The following is a 17,265-nucleotide window of genomic DNA, read 5'->3' as shown; positions in this document are numbered from 1 at the left end:
GAACGAGAAAGACTCAAGTTAACTTGGTGTGGAAACAAGCGCATGGCATCCTTAATAGGAATGATTCCGAATAGAAATATTAATTAACCTATCGTAAACCACTACACCTCGCTGTCGTTTATACTCACGCGGTTTGGTGATGAATTTTTCGAGGTCAGCATGAAGAAGTTCAGTGGATTTCTAGGCGCCTGTGCCATGCTCATGAGCGAGCTGGTGACTGCGCAGGTCAAGGATATGCCCGGCGGGCCGCGTGTTAATCAGATCAATATGCCAGAGGGCGTCACTCAGATTACGCACGCCATCAATGATTTGCACTACATGCTGTTGTGGATTTGCCTGGTCATCTTTCTGGCAGTCTTCGGTGTCATGTTCTATTCAATATGGGCGCATCGGAAATCACGCGGTGCAAAGCCTGCTACTTTTCATGAACATGTCGGGGTAGAAGTTGCCTGGACGGTTATCCCTTTCCTGATCGTGATCGCAATGGCCCTGCCAGCAACCCGCACGGTTGTTGCCATGAAGGATACCAGCGGCGCTGACATGACCATCAAAACCACGGGCTACCAGTGGAAATGGGGTTACGAATACATCGATGGGCCTGCTAAAGGCGTCAAGTTTTTATCAAATCTGTCGACGCCACGCGCCCAGATTGAAAACAAAGAGCCTAAAGGCCCTTTCTATCTGATGGAAGTTGATAATCCGTTAGTCGTGCCTGTCGGCAAGAAGATTCGTATCGCGACGACCGGTGGCGATGTGATTCACTCCTGGGCCGTTCCTGAATTGAGCATGAAGCAAGATGCAATTCCCGGCTTTATCCGTAATACGTGGTTCCGCGCCGACAAAGTAGGTGTCTATCGCGGACAATGTTCGGAACTGTGCGGTAAAGACCACGCGTTTATGCCTATCGTCGTTGACGTCAGATCAGAGGCCGACTTTGCCAAGTGGTCCGAAGATCAGCAAAAACTGCTTGCCGCTTCAGCCGATGACCCGAACAAAGAATGGACCCAAGCCGAGCTCGTTGCACGGGGAGAAAAGGTTTATCAGACTTGCGCAGCCTGCCATCAAGGTAGCGGCAAAGGTGTCATGGGTGCATTCCCTGCACTTGACGGTAGCAAAGTCGTGATGGGCCCCAAAGCAGATCAAATTGCGATTCTGCTCAAAGGGCGCCAAGGCACCGCCATGCAGTCGTTTGCCAATCAGCTGAGTGACGTCGAGATTGCCGCGGTGATTACTTATACTCGTAATAGCTGGGGCAATGCAGGCAAAGGTCAGGATCCTGTTGTGGCGCCGGCAGATATCAAGGCGGCTCGCTAAGTTCAGAGCCAGGGATCTAACAATCAAATTTAACGACGTATCGTGCCACGTTTGCACGATATAGGTAAAAGCAGCAGGGGAGTCCAATATGAGCAGCGTTACAGCAGACCACGTTTCAGGACACGGGCACGAAGGCGACCATGATCATGGCATGCTTCATGGCTGGCGTCGCTGGTTGTTCGCAACCAATCACAAAGACATTGGGACGATGTATCTCATCTTCTCGTTCACAATGCTTCTTGAGGGGGGCACCTTAGCCCTTCTGCTGCGCACAGAACTGTTTGAACCCGGGTTACAGTTCTTTAGGCCTGAACTGTTCAATCAGTTCACGACCATGCATGGTCTGATTATGGTTTTTGGTGCGATCATGCCAGCTTTTGTTGGCTTTGCGAACTGGATGATTCCGTTGCAAATCGGCGCCTCAGACATGGCTTTTGCGCGGATGAACAACTTTAGTTTCTGGTTGCTGCCCGTTGCCGCTGTTCTGTTAACCACTTCGTTCTTTGTGCCAGGTGGGGCAACTGCAGCTGGCTGGACCTTATACGCACCTTTAACCGCGCAAATGGGTCCAGGCATGGACTTGACGATTTTTGCTGTGCATATCATGGGTGCATCTTCAATCATGGGGGCGATTAATATCGTCGTCACAATCTTGAACATGCGTGCGCCTGGCATGACGTTGATGAAAATGCCTTTGTTCTGCTGGACATGGCTCATTACGGCTTACCTGTTGATTGCTGTGATGCCCGTTTTAGCAGCAGCCATCACGATGGTACTGACGGACCGCCATTTCGGTACAGGGTTCTTTAACGCAGCAGCCGGTGGCGACCCAGTGCTGTACCAGCATATCTTCTGGTTCTTCGGTCATCCCGAGGTTTACATTATGATTTTGCCGGCCTTCGGCATTGTCTCGGCGATCGTCCCAGCCTTCTCACGCAAGCAGCTGTTTGGCTATGCCTCCATGGTTTATGCAACAGCCTCGATCGCCATCCTCTCGTTCATTGTGTGGGCCCATCACATGTTTGCGACAGGTATGCCGGTTACAGCACAGTTGTATTTCATGTACGCAACGATGCTGATTTCAATCCCAACAGGCGTTAAGGTGTTTAACTGGGTGGCTACGATGTGGAAGGGTTCGATGACATTCGAAACCCCTATGTTGTTTGCGATCGGGTTTATCTTTGTGTTTACGATTGGTGGTTTCACTGGCTTGATCCTGTCGATGGCGCCTATCGACATCCAAGTGCATGACACCTATTACGTCGTGGCACACTTCCACTACGTGCTGGTTGCTGGGTCGCTGTTTGGCTTGTTTGCAGGTACCTACTACTGGCTGCCCAAGTGGTGCGGCTACATGTATGACGAAACCTTGGGCAAGGTCCATTTCTGGTCAAGCATGATCTCGTTTAATGTCACCTTCTTCCCGATGCACTTCTTGGGGTTGGCTGGGATGCCGCGTCGTTATGCCGATTACCCAGCTCAATTTACTGACTTCCATCAGATAGCCACGATTGGTGCCTTCTGGTTTGGTTTGTCGCAGTTATTGTTCCTCTACATCGTGCTTAAAGCATACGCAGGCAAAGGTGCGCCCGCAGCTGCGAAGCCCTGGGACGGCGCCGAAGGTCTCGAATGGACTGTGCCTTCACCTGCACCGTTCCACACTTTCGTAGAACCACCAGTCGTTAAATAAGCCAAGCTAATGACACCAGAACAACGTAGCAAAAATAAACGCGTCGGGCTGGTGTTTTTGTTTATTGTTGTCGCGTTATTTGCGTGGACTATCGTTAAGAATTTGTAGCGGTTTAGTGTTTCTTGATTGTCGAGGTAACTTTACGCATGACTGAAGATCTGAAAGAACTTAGCCAGAGAAAGCTGAATTTCTTTCAGACGCTCAAAGCAGTATCCTGGGCAATGTTCGGGGTGCGTAAGGGCTCTGGGTATCAAGAAGATATGGCTAAGTTGAACCCCGTTCACTTAGTCATTGCAGGACTGATCGGCGGTGTGATCTTTGTCGTGGCTTTAGTGTCTGTAGCAACTTGGGCAATATCACTACTAAAGTAACGACCCAGATCGGCTCGGTAAAAATCTGTTCAAGTTATTTCTTATTAACTGTTTGTAACCAAACATCTGTAGCTGGGAGAACGACATGAGTGCAGGACACTCGATTCAAGCCAAAGAGGCGCCTTATTACTATGTGCCGCATAGCTCGCCTCATCCGGCTCGTGCGAGTATGTGTCTGCTCGTTGTCATGTTGGGTGCGGCAGCCTGGGTCAATCACGTTGATCTTGCCAAGTGGGCCGTACTTGCAGGCGTGTTGGGGTTGTTTGTTGTCCTGTATTCATGGTTTGGCGACGCGATCCACGAATCTGAAACCGGACTTAACAGCAAGCGCATCGATAATTCATATCGCTGGAGCATGAGCTGGTTTATTTTTTCTGAAGTCATGTTTTTCTCGGCATTTTTTGGTGCCCTCTGGTACACGCGGACAGTCACTATCCCCTGGCTCGGTGATCTGGATCACAAACAATTGCTGTGGCCAGCGTTTAACGCCGTATGGCCCAATGCTGGTCCGGCTGGCACGGTTGAGTCGTTTGGTACGGTGACACCTTTCTGGTTGCCAACAATCAATACCGCCTTGTTGTTGTCCTCGGGCGTTACCTTGACAATTTCCCATCACGCTCTGATCGCCAATCATCGCGCCAAAGCGATTTTCTGGATGGCTGCGACGATCATCCTTGGCTTTATCTTCGTGGGCTGCCAAGCTGTTGAATATATACACGCATACACAGAGCTGAATCTGAAGTTCTCTTCTGGAGCCTACGGATCACTGTTCTTTCTGTTGACAGGCTTTCATGGCTTTCACGTGTTGTTGGGTGCGACCATGTTGACCGTGATCATGTTCAGGATGATCAAAGGTCATTTCAAACCCGATCACCACTTCGGTTTTGAAGGTGCTGCCTGGTATTGGCACTTTGTTGACGTGGTGTGGCTTGGCCTGTACATCTTTGTTTACTGGATGTAAGCAGCTCGATCGACACGCGTAAAAAAGGCCGGCAATGCCGGCTTTTTTTATCAAAATGACAGACTAAGTATCACTGCAGTGCTCGTATCAGCGCAGTGAGCCTGTCGCTTGAATCCAACCCATCCAGTTGGCGAACAGCAGGAACAGAAACAATACGACAGACAGACCGATACGCACTGTCAGCGCATAGACAGTCTTGCTGCTTTTGCCCTTATCCCTCATCAGATAAAACAGCGCCGAACCGAGACTTGCCAGGATAACCACAAAGATGATCGCAACAACGATACGCATTAGAAATACCCCCGTAATAATCGGATTATCGCTCAAATGACCACCCGGCATGATCGGCTGATGACTTGGGCGGCCCTGCTGTTGCTGGCGGTGATTTGTGTCGTGTTTGTCTCTTTAGGTCGCTGGCAATTGCGTCGTGCAGAGGAACGTAAAGCGATCGCAGCCCAAATCGACTCAGGACGCAAAGGCAGTCCGCTATTTTTGTCAGCAACCCTTGCGCCATCCAGTCTAAAGGCCTGGTTGCCAGCGATTGCTGAAGGTCGGTGGATGCCCGAGTTGAGTTTACTCATCGACAACCGCAATCAAGAAGGCCGCCCAGGTCTGTGGCTTGCGACCCCCTTGATGCTTAAAGATGGCTCGGCGGTCTTGGTATTGCGAGGCTGGCTACCCCGAATGATTGACGGTCTTACAGTAGATCCAGCTAGTGAGGAAGCTAAAAATATTGCTTTAATTAAACAAGTGGTAGGCGGGAACGAAGAGCAAATCGTCACCGGAGAATTAGCAGAACACGTGCCTCGGCTTTTTGAAATCTGGCGCCTGAGTGGACCGGCCGGCCAAGGCACCTTACCAAAGGGTTGGCCGCAGCAACAAGCGGGTAGTCATCAACCTTCATTAGAATCCTTGCCGCGGGTTCAAAATATCGAGCTGATTGACCTAAAAACGGCAACAGGTTTGAACTTTATCTCGACTGTGCTGCTGCAAACCGACACAAAGGCTGATGGCTTGAGCCGATCTTGGCCGCAACCCTCAATTGACTCCGATAAAAATCAGGGCTACGCCTTGCAATGGTTTGGGTTTGCAACGATTGCCCTGATAGCTTGGGTGGTTATTGCTTTTAAAGCCTATTACCGGACAAAGCGTGAAGACTAGATCGGCGATAATGGTGGGTGCGCCATAACCTGCGCAAGCTTTTATAGGTAGATGTGAAATGAGCCAAATTAACGTTGGTCGGTCACCAACAGGTCCACAGGGCAAGAGCCGGTCTCGGCTGCCCTTGATCCTTATTTTTTTGCTGAGTCTGGCCCCCGTTCTCGCAGCAGTGCTGGTTTATTTCAATCCCAGCCTGAGGCCCGCCAATAGTGTTGCCTACGGCATGCTTATCGACCCCCAACGACCTGTTCCAGCATCAGGCGCCCTAGTGCTCACGACCATTGAAGGTGAGCCATTTGATCTGGCAACCCTGAACGGTAAATGGGTACTGGCCACAGCCGATAGCGGTCAGTGCGGTGATGACTGCGCTAAAAAACTATTTATCTGGCGCAATGCCCACGCAAGCCAAGGTAAAGAAGTCGAACGGCTGAAGAGAATCTGGTTCATCACCGATGATGCCCCAGTGCCCCAAAAAGTGCTGGACGCTTACAAAGGGACGATCATGGTCCGAGTCAAGCCCGAGCAGCTCACGGTGTTTTTATATCCCAACGACGGCAAAAACCCAATTAATAAAGGTATCAATAATTTTCTCTGGATCATCGATCCACTCGGTAACCTGTTTATTCAATACCCTGAAGATGCGGATCCCAGCAAAATCCGCGATGAACTTCGTAAGCTGCTTACCAACTCGCGGATTGGTTAGCTAAAAATGAGCGATACCCAACTTCGACGGTATAGTCGTCTCGTTTTTTTGACTTGGTTTCTGACCCTCGATCTGATTATGTTTGGTGCCTTCGTCAGGCTTACTGACTCGGGTTTAGGATGCCCAGACTGGCCAGGCTGCTATGGTAGCGTCACGCCCATTGGTGCAGCGCATGACATCAACACCGCCACCACCGCCATGCCTGACGGTCCGGTGACCGTTTCGAAGGCGTGGATCGAAATGGTTCATCGCTACGCGGGCGCAGCTTTAGGTCTGCTGATCATCGCCATTGTTTTCATGGCTTGGCGCCATCGCAAGCCGATAGGCCGCACGCCCTTTTTGGCTAGTCTCACCCTAGTCGCCGTTTGCCTTCAAGGCGCCTTTGGTGCCTGGACAGTGACCCACCGGCTCATGCCAATCGTCGTAACCGCCCATTTGCTATTTGGTATGTCTCTGCTCGGTTTAATGACTTGGCTCGCTGCCCGCCAAAAAACACATGCGACGATTCCCCAGTCGGCTAAGCGCTTTATCCCCTGGGCCGCCTTGGGTTTGATCGTTCTTTTTACGCAAATCGGTCTCGGTGGCTGGGTCAGTACTAATTATGCGGCACTGGCCTGTATGGATTTCCCGACCTGTCAGGGGGACTGGCTACCTGAAATGGATTTTAACGACGGTTTTTCGTTGTTGAGAGGCTTGGGAGAGACAACTGCAGGTGCAATGATTTCTCAGCATGCGCTGACCGCTATCCACTGGGTTCACCGAAATGCCGCGTTTGTGGTGTTTAGCTATCTGGCAATCTTGGCATGGCAACTCCGGCAGTTTGCAGGCCTGCGAGGTCCAGCCAATCTAGCGTTAACTTTGTTGTGCGCGCAAGTTTTAACAGGATTGACGACTATTTTTTTCCAGTGGCCGATTGCGATCGCGGTCATGCATAGCGGCGGGGCAGCAGGCCTTGTGATTGTGACAGTGACCATGCTGGTTCGGCTCGGTACAATGTCGACTCACTCAACACAAACGCAGTCATGACATCAACCACCGCTAAAGACAGCAATCTCGGTTTGTTGCGCCAATATTGGGTGCTGACTAAGCCGCGCGTCACCCAATTAGCGGTCTTTTGTGCCGTGATTGGGATGTTTCTGGCAACACCTGGCTTACCTGATCTGTCTAAGGTCGCTTGTGCGACCGTTGGTATCTGGTTGTTGGCTGCGGCAGCCTTTGCCATCAATTGTTTGATTGAGCAACAAGTCGATGCCAAGATGCTTCGAACAGCGAGACGAGGAACCGCTGCAGGCACCATCCCGCCCACACAGGTATTATTGCTGTCGGGTCTGCTGGGTGGTGCTGGAATGTTGATTTTGTATCGATGGGTCAACCCACTCACCATGTGGTTGACCTTCGCGACATTTGTTGGTTACGCAGTGATCTACACCGTCATCCTTAAACCTCGGACCCCTCAGAATATTGTGATTGGCGGGCTATCAGGCGCCATGCCGCCAGCGCTGGGTTGGGCAGCTATTGCCGATGCAGTGCCGGCGCAGGCTTGGTTGCTGGTGTTGATTATCTTTATATGGACGCCGCCCCATTTCTGGGCTTTGGCGCTATACCGTACTAAAGATTACGCCAGCGCAGGACTACCCATGCTGCCTGTCACGCATGGTGAAAAATTTACCCGGTTGCATATTTTGCTATACAGCGTGGCTCTCTGGGCCACCACCCTGTTGCCCTATGTGATTGGCATGAGCGGTTTGTTATATCTTGCGCTAGCGACGCTGCTTGGTGCGTGGTTCGTGTTTAACGCCTACCGCTTGTTCCGTTCTTATAGTGATGAGCTGGCGCGCAAATTATTTAGAGATTCAATTATCTACCTCTCTCTGCTGTTTGCAGCTTTACTGCTTGATCACTGGGTGGTGATTCAATGACGCTGGCCTTGGCACTCAGGCATTTGAGACATTATGGCCTGGCTTCTCTGATCTTCGTCAGCGTGCTTGTCGCGCTGGCTGGTTGCAGCAATGAAAAGCCAGTGTTTACTGGCAGTGATATCTCAGGCACTCATTTAGGCCGTGGACTCAGCCTAACGGGTATGGACGGTAAACATTACACGGATCACAGCTTCGAAGGTAAAGTGACGTTGGTATTTTTTGGTTTTACGCAGTGTCCTGACGTTTGTCCCACGACGCTGGCAGAGTTGGCCGAGGTCTTAAAGCAGCTCGGTGATCAGGCAAACAAGGTGCAAATGCTTATGATTACCGTTGATCCCGAGCGAGATACACCCGAGGTCTTAACCGCCTACATTAAAGCCTTTGATGACAGAATACTCGGACTGACAGGCACGCCAGCAGACATCAAACAGGTGGCAGGCTTGTATAAGGCTTATTACGCGAAAGTGCCACAAGCAAACGGTCAATACACCATGGATCACAGCGCATCGTTTTATCTTTTTGACAAAAAAGGCGAATCGCGCGTTTTGTTGCAAAACAATTCTGGTGTAGCTGCAATCATTAAAGATTTAACAACACTGCTTGCTGAGTAAAGAACAGCGCTTGCTTGACCGGAACCCCGGAGTTAACGGTTGATAGTTAGCCAGTGACGCTTGCTTGCCAGGACAACCAAGCCTGCTGAGCAGCCTCGGGCATTTCGTTAAGGTTGATAGATTGGCGATGCAGATAAATCAGCAGCGCATAAGGATTGGCGAGGGCAGACGCTTCTTTGCATAAACGTAACTCTTCGCCAACAGAAGGGCTACGCTGACGCCAAAAGTTAATCGCAGCTTCAAGTTCAGTAATAGTTATAGTCGTTTGCATATCGCTATTGTCCCAGAATATCTTAATATCTTACTGAACCCAAGACAAAAGGACTGTCATATGAACGCTTTTTCTTCTAACCCCTTTGTGTTGCCCGGGATGGGGCAGCCGGGTGAGGCAGGTAGCAACCCATTGTTAGCCAGTATGGAGATGATGCGACAGGCGTTTGCGGGGTTGACTGGGGCGGGCGGCCTCAATGCCGGTCTTCAAATGACTCGTGCAATGGATCCTGACGAACTCGAGAAAAAAATTACCGACTTACGTGCTGTCGAAAACTGGTTGAAACTTAATTTATCCATGTTGAGCAGCACCATACAGGGCATGGAGGTCCAGCTTGCAACCATCGTGACACTCAAGTCTTACGTGTCAGGCATCAATGCTGCGGCAGAACCATCTCCTTTGCCCGCAGCCGATACCAAGGTGACAGAGGCCGCTGAAGCATGGTGGGATATGTTGCAAAAGCAGTTCGGTCAGGTCGCGCAGGCGACGGCAGCAACGATGGCAGCATCAACCGCAGCGACGCAGTCTGTCGTCAATTCAGCATCGACAGCAGCGGCTAAAAAGAAACCCGCCGCAAAAAAAACGACGACTCGACGAGCCAGTAAGACAAGCAAGTCAGCTACGACGAAGTCTTAACAGAGAGCCGTTCAAACAACTCAATTAAAACGGTTCGCTACCAAAACAAATACACAAATATGTTGAATATCGTTATTCTCGCGGCCGGTCAAGGCAAGCGAATGCAGTCTGATCTGCCTAAAGTACTTCATCCGATAGCTGGTAAATCCATGTTGAGTCATGTGCTGGATTCTGCGCGGGCACTACAGGCCGACAATATTATTGCTGTCATCGGGCATGGGGCCGGGCAAGTGCGAACCCGTTTTGCTGATGAAGTCGGTTTGCAGTTCTCGATCCAGGATCCGCAGCGCGGAACAGGGCATGCCGTCCAGCAGGCTGAGCCGCTCCTCTTAGAGAATCAAGACAACGATGTCACATTGGTTTTATACGGGGACGTGCCGCTGGTTCAGCCCTCGACCATGCAGCGGTTATTAGACGTGAGGGGCAGTGGTGTCGCGATTCTGACAGAGCTGCTAGACAACCCAACAGGATATGGCCGAATCGTGCGCGATGCCCGTGGCCAAGTTGTTGCTATTGTTGAGCATAAAGATGCCACTGAGGCTGAAAGTCAAATTAAAGAAGTCAACACGGGCATCGTGGTCGCACCTACCGCGAAATTAAAAACCTGGCTAGCGAGGCTCACCAATAACAACGCTCAGGGTGAGTACTATTTGACAGATATTATCGGCATGGCTGTAGCCGATGGCCTGAGTGTGAATGTGGCACACCCCAGTGCACCCTACGAGACCGCAGGCGTCAATAGTCGCGTACAACAAGCGGCGGTCGAGCGAACCTGGCAAGCAGAACTCGCAAGAAGACAGCTTGAGGCGGGCGTGACTTTGGCCGACCCGGCACGCTTTGATCAACGTGGGTCACTTCACTGTGGACGAGATGTGTTCATCGACGTTGGCTGCGTGTTCGAGGGTATTGTTACTTTGGGCAACGGAGTCCACATTGGTCCCCATTGCGTATTACGAGATGTGAGTATCGGGGATTCAACACGAATCGAAGCCTTCAGCCATCTGCAGCAGGCGGTCGTGGGTAAGGATGCGCACGTCGGACCGTATGCACGACTTCGTCCGGGCGCTGCACTGAGTGATCGTGTGCACGTTGGTAATTTCGTTGAAATTAAAAATGCTCGACTCGGTGAAGATGCCAAAGCCGGTCATCTCGCCTATCTTGGGGACGCAGAGATTGGTGCACGGGTCAATATTGGCGCTGGCACCATTACCTGCAATTACGATGGTGCAAATAAATACACGACAGTGATCGGTGACGATGCCTTTATTGGATCCGATACCCAATTGGTTGCGCCGGTTACCGTTGGGCGTGGTGCAACACTTGGCGCCGGCACGACCTTGACAAGCGATGCGCCAGAGCATCAACTGACAATCTCACGTGCCAAGCAAATAACTATCCCAAAATGGAAGCGGCCGGTAAAGAAAACTTGACCCACAATACAACAGCAGCGCCCAAGCCAGCTTACTCGGCCCCAGAGGGGTTGCCCTTGCCAAGGCGGCACTGGGCAACTTTGATCTTTTTGATGGGACTGAGTATTTCGGTGCTCGATTCCTCAATGACCAATATGGCATTGCCGGCGATTGCCCGTGATCTGAATCAATCTTCTTCCCTTGTCGTGTGGGTAGTCAACGCCTACGGCATCACAGTAGCCATGACACTTTTGCCGCTGGCAGCGCTTGGTGAGCGGATTGGGTTTAAAAAACTATTTCACTACGGCTTGTTGGTCTTTACGCTGGCATCGCTGGCGAGTTCGCTCGCGCCGAACATGGGGTTGTTGCTGTTCTGTCGGGTTTGCCAGGGTCTCGGTGGCTCTGCGATCATGTGCCTGTTCGGAGCGCTAGTGCGCTATATCTATCCGCCTGACAAAATGGGACAAGGGATAGGGATCAATGCCATGACAGTCGGTGTCATGTCAGTTTTAGGGCCGGCAATCGGGTCGTTTATTCTGCATATTGCGAATTGGCACTGGATTTTCGCCTTCAATATTCCGTTTGGTTTGCTCGCCATGCTAGGGGTGAAAGCGTTGCCCGATGTACCCCCCGTTAAATCGCGCTTTGATTTCGTGGGTGCGCTGATGAGTATGTTGACGCTGGGATCGCTGATCGTGGGCGTCGATTATCTCTCTACCTATCCTTTGCTCGCGGTTTGTGCCATCTGCTTCAGCATTGGTGTCGGTTTTCTGCTTGTCCGGCAGTCCTCCGCACAGACGGCACCGTTGGTGCCAGTTGACCTGTTCAGGATTCCAGCGATGCGCTTTGCCATCGCTGCTTCAGCGAGCACCTTTATGGCTCAGATGGCTACCTTTGTGTCTCTGCCTTTCTATTTTCAGCATGTGATGCACCGCCCACCGATATCAATGGGTATTTTGATGGGCGGGTGGCCAGCTGGTGCGGCCTTGACGGCATTATTCGCAGGTAGGCTATCTGATCGCTTTCCTGTCTCCTTGCTCAGCGGTGCAGGGGCGGCCGCGATGGCCTGTGGAATCGTTTTCATCATTTTGTTGCCCTCCAGCACTGCTGACGCGTGGATCATTATGGCTATGATTGTCGCGGGGGTGGGTTTCGGATTTTTTCAAACACCCAATAATCGTGTGTTGATCAGGTCTGCCCCTAAAACCCGTGCGGGTGCCTTGGGTGGATTGCAGGCGACCACGCGTGTATTTGGCCAATCTTTCGGCGCAGCGACGGTTGCGTCTGCCTTTGCCTTGACCGAGCAATGGGGGTCAACGATTGGCTTGCTTGTGGGTGCAAGTTTTGCTTCGATTGCGGTTTTGGTTAATGTCATCAGACATCGCCAGGCCACTGCATCTAGGTCGGACGGCTGAGCGCGATGCGCATTCTGCAAATTAATACTGAAAAATCCTGGCGTGGGGGTGAGCGGCAAACCTTGCTCACCATGCAGACGCTCGCAGAAAAAGGCCATCAGCTTGACTTGTTAACTGCCCGAGAAAGCGAGCTTGCCTCGCGAGCTAAGGCCGCGGGATTCAATGTTTTTGAAGCAGACTCGGGGATCGGTTTCGGGCTCAAGCTATTGTCGCTTGCGCGCGGCTACGATGTTGTCCACGCTCAAACTGCGAAAGCGGTTACCTGGGCTGCGCTGGTTCGACTGCTCGTATCGACCCCCCTCGTATTTACCAAGCGCACCAGTTTTGCCCTGAAGCGAGGCCATTGGAAGACCCGGCTAAAGTGGCTGCAAGTGGATCGCCTGATCGCCATCAGTGAAGCGGCTGCGGCAGGCCCACGTGAACTGGGCATAGAGACCCAGGTGATCCCCAGCGCAGTCGCTGTCATAGATCCTCATCCAGAGCGGATTCAGGCGTTTCTAGTCCACCGAAGCTTGCAAGGACGTCGGTTGGTCGGGACAGCTGCGGCCTTGTCTTTTGAGAAAGATCCCTTGACTCTGATCGAGGCTGCAGCCGAGGTGTGCAAGGCACAGGACGATGTCACCTTTGTGCATTGGGGGGCGGCCGAGCAAGCGGCGCATGCTGCGCGCGAGCGTATCGATCAGCTGGGTCTGCAGGATCGCTATTTGTTGCTAGGATTCGAGCAGTCGGTCGAGCAGTTGTACCCAGCTTTGTCGGTTTTCGTGATGGCCTCCAAGTTTGAGGCACTGGGTAGTAGCGTTCTGGACGCGATGCAACAGAGGGTTCCAGTCGTATCAACGGATGCAGGTGGGTTAAAAGAAACTTTAGCAAATGGGCGAGGTCTCTTGGTTGCCGTGGGTGATGTACACGCCATGGCGAGCCAGATTTTGCTGGTACTGGGTCGCCCCAGCGTTATTGCACCCATGGTTCAACAGGCTTTCGAAGATGTGCAAGCGCATTACAGCGTCAGCGCAATGGCTAACCGCTATCTCGAGGTTTATCGAGGCTTGACGACAGCCTAGTTTGCACCCTTGTCGCAAAGCGGTGACAATCACGGGATAGACAGGAGATTGATTTATGTGTGGCATCGTAGGCGCTGTTTCGACCCGTGACATTACCCCAATTTTGGTCGAGGGCTTAAAGCGTCTCGAGTATCGAGGTTACGATTCTTGCGGCGTCGCGGTCTATCAGGATGGAGGCTTGCGGCGTGCTCGTAGTGTTGAGCGCGTAGCAGAACTTGATCGTGTCATCGAACAGGACAAGATTAGCGGTTTCACTGGTATTGCTCACACGAGATGGGCAACACATGGCGCCCCAACAACCGGCAATGCGCATCCGCATTTCTCATCGTTCGGTGGCGGCGAGCCACGCATTGCGCTTGTTCACAACGGTATCATTGAAAACCATGAGGCGCTGCGCGCCGAGCTGCAAGCAGCTGGTTATGTATTTGTGAGCCAGACTGACACTGAAGTGATTGCCCATTTACTCAATCACCTATACAAGGGTGATTTGTTAGCGGCATTTCAACAGACAGTCGCACGCTTGCATGGCGCTTACGGTATTGCTGCTTTTTGTAAAGACGAACCACATCGAGTGGTCGGTGCCCGTCAGGGATCGCCTTTGGTTGCTGGCATCGGTCAAGGCGAAAATTTTCTGGCGTCTGATGCCCTCGCTTTAGCGGGCACGACAGATCAGATTATTTACCTTGAAGAAGGTGATGTGGTTGATCTGCATCTCGATCGCATTGATATCTATGATGTCAATGGCGTGAAGGTAGATAGAAAGGTCAATACGGTGCTCGTTCACACGGGTGCGGCTGAGCTCGGGCCTTATCGCCATTACATGCAGAAAGAGATTTTCGAGCAACCTCGCGCAGTTGGCGACACCATCTCTGGGATTGAGTCGATCTCACCTAGTTTATTTGGTGAACAAGCGGCTGCAGTGTTTAAGCAGATTGATCGGGTGTTAATTTTGGCTTGCGGTACCAGCTACTACGCTGGTCTGACCGCCAAATACTGGATCGAATCGATCGCTAAAATCCCTGTTTCAGTTGAGATCGCCAGTGAGTATCGCTATCGCGACAGCGTGCCTCATCCCGACACCTTGGTCATTACAATTTCGCAGTCTGGCGAGACAGCAGATACGCTGGCGGCCTTGAAACATGCGCGTTCGCTTGGCATGGAACAAACACTGACCATCTGTAACGTCGGCACCAGTGCGATGGTGCGCGAGTGCAAGCTGGCCTTCTTGACTCGCGCAGGTGTTGAGATTGGCGTGGCATCCACCAAAGCCTTTACAACCCAACTGACAGCCTTGTTTTTGTTGGCGCTGACCTTGGCCAAGGTCAAGGGTCATATGACTCCCGCGCAAGAAGCTGAACACTTGAAAGCCTTGCGGCATCTGCCCGCTGCTTTAAGTGCGGTGCTGGCCATTGAGCCGCAGATCATTGCCTGGGCCGAGCGCTTCGCCACCAAAGAGAACGCGTTATTCCTTGGCCGTGGCATGCACTATCCCATCGCGCTTGAAGGGGCACTTAAACTCAAAGAGATCAGCTATATCCACGCCGAAGCTTATCCCGCTGGTGAGCTGAAGCATGGGCCTCTGGCGCTGGTGACAGAGTCGATGCCCGTGGTGACGATTGCGCCTAATGATGCGTTGTTAGAGAAGCTGAAATCCAATATGCAAGAAGTTCGTGCACGGGGTGGTCAGTTGTATGTGTTTGCCGATGCGGATTCGCATATTTCGAGCAGTGAGGGGGTGCATGTGATTCGTATGCCTGAGTTTTATGGGGTGTTGTCCCCAATTTTGCACACAGTACCCTTGCAGCTACTGGCGTACCACACTTCATGTGCACGCGGCACAGATGTAGATAAGCCACGCAATTTGGCTAAGAGTGTAACGGTGGAGTAGGCGAAACCATTGCTTGTTGGCGCCATTTGAGAATCAGGCGGCAGGTTGAAAGCAATTGTTTCAGTAGTATTGCGGATGGCTCAAGCAATGCACTAAGGTTACTGAGCCAGACAATAGGGTATCTGTCACATACTTTATCCAGCTAGCGTTTTTATTCGCCAGCTAGGAGAATATTTTTATCTTTTAAATGCTGAAGGTCTGTCTCGGCAAGAACCTTATCGCAGGTGTTGGCAAACGTGTCTAACACGATCGGTTTTGAGAGGACGCCCTCGCCAAATTCGAACGATTTACCAGTCAGCCATATGCTTTTTTTGATGTATCGAACTCTAACGACACCTTTAGCGTCTACAGGCATTTCAACGATTTTTCTCAATTGGTGGTTGTTCGTTGAATAGTAAGCACCAACTGTTATGGCAGTTTTTGGGATAGACATTTAAGCTTTCGTGATTTTCACTGAAAAAATACCGCGACCTAAACGGTATTTCCTCATAACTCCGACTTAGTGCCAATCCTCAAAACTAAGGGATTGTGCGGCGTGTGGTTTTACCCTAAGCCGCACAATCAGTCTTATGGTGAAGCTAGGGTATTAACGAAAGATGGACAAGACAGCCTGAGCTGCCGTGTTCATCTGGGATACGAGGTAGTAGTCAACCGATTGCTGGTTGTTTAACTGTTGGAGCTGAGCTTGCAGGGCAGTTTGATCAACCGCCTGGAGCGAGTTAATCGTGCTTTGCAAGTTGGTACCCAACGAAGTCACGGCGCTTTGATCCGCAGCCAAAGACACGCTGTAGGCATTCAGGTTGGATTGACCTGTTGAGACAGTCGTGAGCAAGGCAGTCAAGCTCGTGATGGAGGCCGACGCAGCGGTACCGGTGCTGATTGACAAGGCCGTGGCAACCGACACAACCGAGGTATCAAGCCCCAGGGTACCAAACGCAGCCGTTGAGCTTGCCGCAGTCGTCAAGCCGATCTGGACAGTCAAGCCGCCACCGGTTGAGAGCACGGTTGTGCTGTTGATCGAGGCGTTGGAGACGGCTGCCGAGATCTGGCTGGCGAGGGCCGTGAAGGTGGTGTTCAAGCTGGCCAAGTCAGTCGTTGATAAGCCACCGCTGGCTGCTTGCGTGGCAAGCTGCTGCATCTGTGAAATCAGTGAGCTGATGGTGGTCAAGCTGGTTTGACCCACGGCGACCACGTTCTGCGCTGCCGTGATGTTAGTGCCGATTGACGAGTACTGGCTGATGTTGGCCGACAGACGGGTAACAATACCCTGGATAGCGGGGTTGGTTTGTTTAATGCCCGTTGCCAACTGGTTTTGCGTGGTGGCGATTTGTGCTTGAACAGAGCTGACGCTTTGGTCAAGCAGCGAGGACAAGCCTGTGATTGCGCTCATGATAAATATCCTTTTAATTTGTAGATTGTGCAAATACACGATATGAGTAGGCGGGCTGCTTACTCATACGACCCTGCAAAAAGCTTCGGTGCGTGATACACAGACCACAGCAACCGAGCCCAGATAATGTTTGGCGCGTTGGCTTAGTTTTATAGCAACTGCAAAGCTTAAAAATGGTAAAACCCGTGAGCAAAACCGCAATGCGATCCCACTCAGCCCTTCGATAATTAAGTTTGTGCGAGCGATAACTCCTCAATTAAAGATTATTCAAATCAATTCAACTAACAACCGCTACTCAGATCAACGGAAGAGTGTGAGCACAGCCTGAGCGGCGGTGTTCATCTGCGAGACCAGGTAGTAGTCAACCGATTGTTGGTTGTTTAACTGTTGCAACTGAGCTTGCAGGGCGGTTTGATCGACGGCTTGGAGCGAGTTGACCGTGGCTTGCAAGTTGGTGCCTAAGGA

The 17,265-nt window shown here is 51.6% G+C and carries 18 protein-coding genes; 14 read left to right on the top strand and 4 right to left on the bottom strand.

Annotated features, from left to right (window positions below; translation table 11 throughout):
• Positions 1-159 precede the first annotated feature (159 nt).
• From coxB to BCM14_RS05865, 4 genes are all read left to right on the top strand, one after another.
• Positions 160-1,314 (top strand): cytochrome c oxidase subunit II, encoded by a 1,155-nt coding sequence (coxB, locus tag BCM14_RS05880; protein WP_106227089.1) that lies wholly within the window; start codon positions 160-162, stop codon positions 1,312-1,314.
• Positions 1,315-1,402: 88 nt separating this feature from the next.
• The gene (gene ctaD / locus BCM14_RS05875; RefSeq protein ID WP_106227088.1) at positions 1,403-3,004 is read left to right on the top strand and encodes a cytochrome c oxidase subunit I; all 1,602 of its coding nucleotides are present in this window, start codon (positions 1,403-1,405) and stop codon (positions 3,002-3,004) included.
• Positions 3,005-3,150: 146 nt separating this feature from the next.
• Complete coding sequence (locus tag BCM14_RS05870; RefSeq protein WP_106227087.1) at positions 3,151-3,375, top strand: DUF2970 domain-containing protein; 225 nt, start codon at positions 3,151-3,153, stop codon at positions 3,373-3,375.
• Positions 3,376-3,460: 85 nt separating this feature from the next.
• Positions 3,461-4,336: a cytochrome c oxidase subunit 3 gene (locus tag BCM14_RS05865; protein WP_106227086.1), complete on the top strand. Its 876-nt coding sequence runs from the start codon at positions 3,461-3,463 to the stop codon at positions 4,334-4,336.
• 87 nt (positions 4,337-4,423) lie between these two features.
• Here BCM14_RS05865 and BCM14_RS05860 read toward each other — a convergent pair whose 3' ends face one another.
• Positions 4,424-4,627 carry a twin transmembrane helix small protein gene (locus BCM14_RS05860; RefSeq protein WP_106227085.1) on the bottom strand — a complete coding sequence of 68 codons (204 nt, stop codon included), beginning with the start codon at positions 4,625-4,627 and terminating at the stop codon, positions 4,424-4,426.
• A 36-nt stretch (positions 4,628-4,663) separates the two neighbouring features.
• Here BCM14_RS05860 and BCM14_RS05855 point away from each other — a divergent pair, with 36 nt between their 5' ends.
• Genes BCM14_RS05855 through BCM14_RS05835 form a run of 5 tightly spaced genes read left to right on the top strand, consistent with a single transcriptional unit; the run spans position 4,664 to position 8,730 of the window.
• Positions 4,664-5,497, top strand: coding sequence for an SURF1 family protein (locus BCM14_RS05855; RefSeq protein ID WP_311042722.1), 834 nt, complete (start codon positions 4,664-4,666; stop codon positions 5,495-5,497).
• 58 nt (positions 5,498-5,555) lie between these two features.
• Complete coding sequence (locus BCM14_RS05850) at positions 5,556-6,200, top strand: SCO family protein (protein WP_106227084.1); 645 nt, start codon at positions 5,556-5,558, stop codon at positions 6,198-6,200.
• A 6-nt stretch (positions 6,201-6,206) separates the two neighbouring features.
• Entirely contained in the window at positions 6,207-7,226 is a 1,020-nt protein-coding gene (locus tag BCM14_RS05845) for a COX15/CtaA family protein (protein WP_106227083.1), read from the top strand.
• Positions 7,223-8,119, top strand: a complete 897-nt coding sequence (cyoE, locus tag BCM14_RS05840) for a heme o synthase (protein WP_106227082.1) — start codon at positions 7,223-7,225, stop codon at positions 8,117-8,119. The genes BCM14_RS05845 and cyoE overlap by 4 nt, the downstream gene beginning before the upstream one ends.
• A complete protein-coding gene (locus BCM14_RS05835; protein ID WP_106227081.1) occupies positions 8,116-8,730 on the top strand; it encodes an SCO family protein in 615 nt (204 codons plus the stop codon). The genes cyoE and BCM14_RS05835 overlap by 4 nt, the downstream gene beginning before the upstream one ends.
• Before the next feature lie 46 nt (positions 8,731-8,776).
• On the opposite strand, the gene BCM14_RS05830 is transcribed toward BCM14_RS05835, so the two are convergent.
• Positions 8,777-9,001 carry a DUF3717 domain-containing protein gene (locus tag BCM14_RS05830; protein WP_106227080.1) on the bottom strand — a complete coding sequence of 75 codons (225 nt, stop codon included), beginning with the start codon at positions 8,999-9,001 and terminating at the stop codon, positions 8,777-8,779.
• Between the two features lie 60 nt (positions 9,002-9,061).
• Here BCM14_RS05830 and BCM14_RS05825 point away from each other — a divergent pair, with 60 nt between their 5' ends.
• Genes BCM14_RS05825 through glmS form a run of 5 tightly spaced genes read left to right on the top strand, consistent with a single transcriptional unit; the run spans position 9,062 to position 15,410 of the window.
• A complete protein-coding gene (locus BCM14_RS05825) occupies positions 9,062-9,637 on the top strand; it encodes a PhaM family polyhydroxyalkanoate granule multifunctional regulatory protein (RefSeq protein WP_106227079.1) in 576 nt (191 codons plus the stop codon).
• A 59-nt stretch (positions 9,638-9,696) separates the two neighbouring features.
• Positions 9,697-11,067, top strand: coding sequence for a bifunctional UDP-N-acetylglucosamine diphosphorylase/glucosamine-1-phosphate N-acetyltransferase GlmU (glmU, locus tag BCM14_RS05820; RefSeq protein WP_106227078.1), 1,371 nt, complete (start codon positions 9,697-9,699; stop codon positions 11,065-11,067).
• Positions 11,040-12,461: an MFS transporter gene (locus BCM14_RS05815; RefSeq protein ID WP_106227077.1), complete on the top strand. Its 1,422-nt coding sequence runs from the start codon at positions 11,040-11,042 to the stop codon at positions 12,459-12,461. The genes glmU and BCM14_RS05815 overlap by 28 nt, the downstream gene beginning before the upstream one ends.
• Before the next feature lie 5 nt (positions 12,462-12,466).
• Entirely contained in the window at positions 12,467-13,522 is a 1,056-nt protein-coding gene (locus tag BCM14_RS05810; RefSeq protein WP_106227076.1) for a glycosyltransferase family 4 protein, read from the top strand.
• Between the two features lie 55 nt (positions 13,523-13,577).
• Positions 13,578-15,410 carry a glutamine--fructose-6-phosphate transaminase (isomerizing) gene (gene glmS, locus BCM14_RS05805; RefSeq protein WP_106227075.1) on the top strand — a complete coding sequence of 611 codons (1,833 nt, stop codon included), beginning with the start codon at positions 13,578-13,580 and terminating at the stop codon, positions 15,408-15,410.
• Between the two features lie 151 nt (positions 15,411-15,561).
• Here the strand turns inward: glmS and BCM14_RS05800 are convergent, their stop codons facing one another.
• Together BCM14_RS05800 and BCM14_RS05795 are read right to left on the bottom strand one after the other, a co-directional pair.
• Complete coding sequence (locus BCM14_RS05800) at positions 15,562-15,843, bottom strand: hypothetical protein (protein WP_106227074.1); 282 nt, start codon at positions 15,841-15,843, stop codon at positions 15,562-15,564.
• Between the two features lie 153 nt (positions 15,844-15,996).
• Complete coding sequence (locus BCM14_RS05795; RefSeq protein WP_106227073.1) at positions 15,997-16,800, bottom strand: flagellin; 804 nt, start codon at positions 16,798-16,800, stop codon at positions 15,997-15,999.
• Positions 16,801-17,265: the final 465 nt, after the last annotated feature.

Origin of the sequence: Jezberella montanilacus (genome assembly GCF_003003055.1) — a bacterium.
GTDB classification, from domain to species: domain Bacteria; phylum Pseudomonadota; class Gammaproteobacteria; order Burkholderiales; family Burkholderiaceae_B; genus Zwartia; species Zwartia montanilacus.
Note: the sequence above shows the minus strand (reverse complement) of the source record. Positions and strands in the feature narration are given on the sequence as shown.

What these genes read in the sequence shown, in the direction of transcription:
- coxB (WP_106227089.1), top strand. Translation starts at nt 160, where the DNA reads ATGAAGAAGTTCAGTGGATTTCTAGGCGCCTGTGCCATGCTCATGAGC.
- ctaD (WP_106227088.1), top strand. Translation starts at nt 1,403, where the DNA reads ATGAGCAGCGTTACAGCAGACCACGTTTCAGGACACGGGCACGAAGGC.
- BCM14_RS05870 (WP_106227087.1), top strand. Translation starts at nt 3,151, where the DNA reads ATGACTGAAGATCTGAAAGAACTTAGCCAGAGAAAGCTGAATTTCTTT.
- BCM14_RS05865 (WP_106227086.1), top strand. Translation starts at nt 3,461, where the DNA reads ATGAGTGCAGGACACTCGATTCAAGCCAAAGAGGCGCCTTATTACTAT.
- BCM14_RS05860 (WP_106227085.1), bottom strand. Translation starts at nt 4,627, where the DNA reads ATGCGTATCGTTGTTGCGATCATCTTTGTGGTTATCCTGGCAAGTCTC.
- BCM14_RS05855 (WP_311042722.1), top strand. Translation starts at nt 4,664, where the DNA reads ATGACCACCCGGCATGATCGGCTGATGACTTGGGCGGCCCTGCTGTTG.
- BCM14_RS05850 (WP_106227084.1), top strand. Translation starts at nt 5,556, where the DNA reads ATGAGCCAAATTAACGTTGGTCGGTCACCAACAGGTCCACAGGGCAAG.
- BCM14_RS05845 (WP_106227083.1), top strand. Translation starts at nt 6,207, where the DNA reads ATGAGCGATACCCAACTTCGACGGTATAGTCGTCTCGTTTTTTTGACT.
- cyoE (WP_106227082.1), top strand. Translation starts at nt 7,223, where the DNA reads ATGACATCAACCACCGCTAAAGACAGCAATCTCGGTTTGTTGCGCCAA.
- BCM14_RS05835 (WP_106227081.1), top strand. Translation starts at nt 8,116, where the DNA reads ATGACGCTGGCCTTGGCACTCAGGCATTTGAGACATTATGGCCTGGCT.
- BCM14_RS05830 (WP_106227080.1), bottom strand. Translation starts at nt 9,001, where the DNA reads ATGCAAACGACTATAACTATTACTGAACTTGAAGCTGCGATTAACTTT.
- BCM14_RS05825 (WP_106227079.1), top strand. Translation starts at nt 9,062, where the DNA reads ATGAACGCTTTTTCTTCTAACCCCTTTGTGTTGCCCGGGATGGGGCAG.
- glmU (WP_106227078.1), top strand. Translation starts at nt 9,697, where the DNA reads ATGTTGAATATCGTTATTCTCGCGGCCGGTCAAGGCAAGCGAATGCAG.
- BCM14_RS05815 (WP_106227077.1), top strand. Translation starts at nt 11,040, where the DNA reads ATGGAAGCGGCCGGTAAAGAAAACTTGACCCACAATACAACAGCAGCG.
- BCM14_RS05810 (WP_106227076.1), top strand. Translation starts at nt 12,467, where the DNA reads ATGCGCATTCTGCAAATTAATACTGAAAAATCCTGGCGTGGGGGTGAG.
- glmS (WP_106227075.1), top strand. Translation starts at nt 13,578, where the DNA reads ATGTGTGGCATCGTAGGCGCTGTTTCGACCCGTGACATTACCCCAATT.
- BCM14_RS05800 (WP_106227074.1), bottom strand. Translation starts at nt 15,843, where the DNA reads ATGTCTATCCCAAAAACTGCCATAACAGTTGGTGCTTACTATTCAACG.
- BCM14_RS05795 (WP_106227073.1), bottom strand. Translation starts at nt 16,800, where the DNA reads ATGAGCGCAATCACAGGCTTGTCCTCGCTGCTTGACCAAAGCGTCAGC.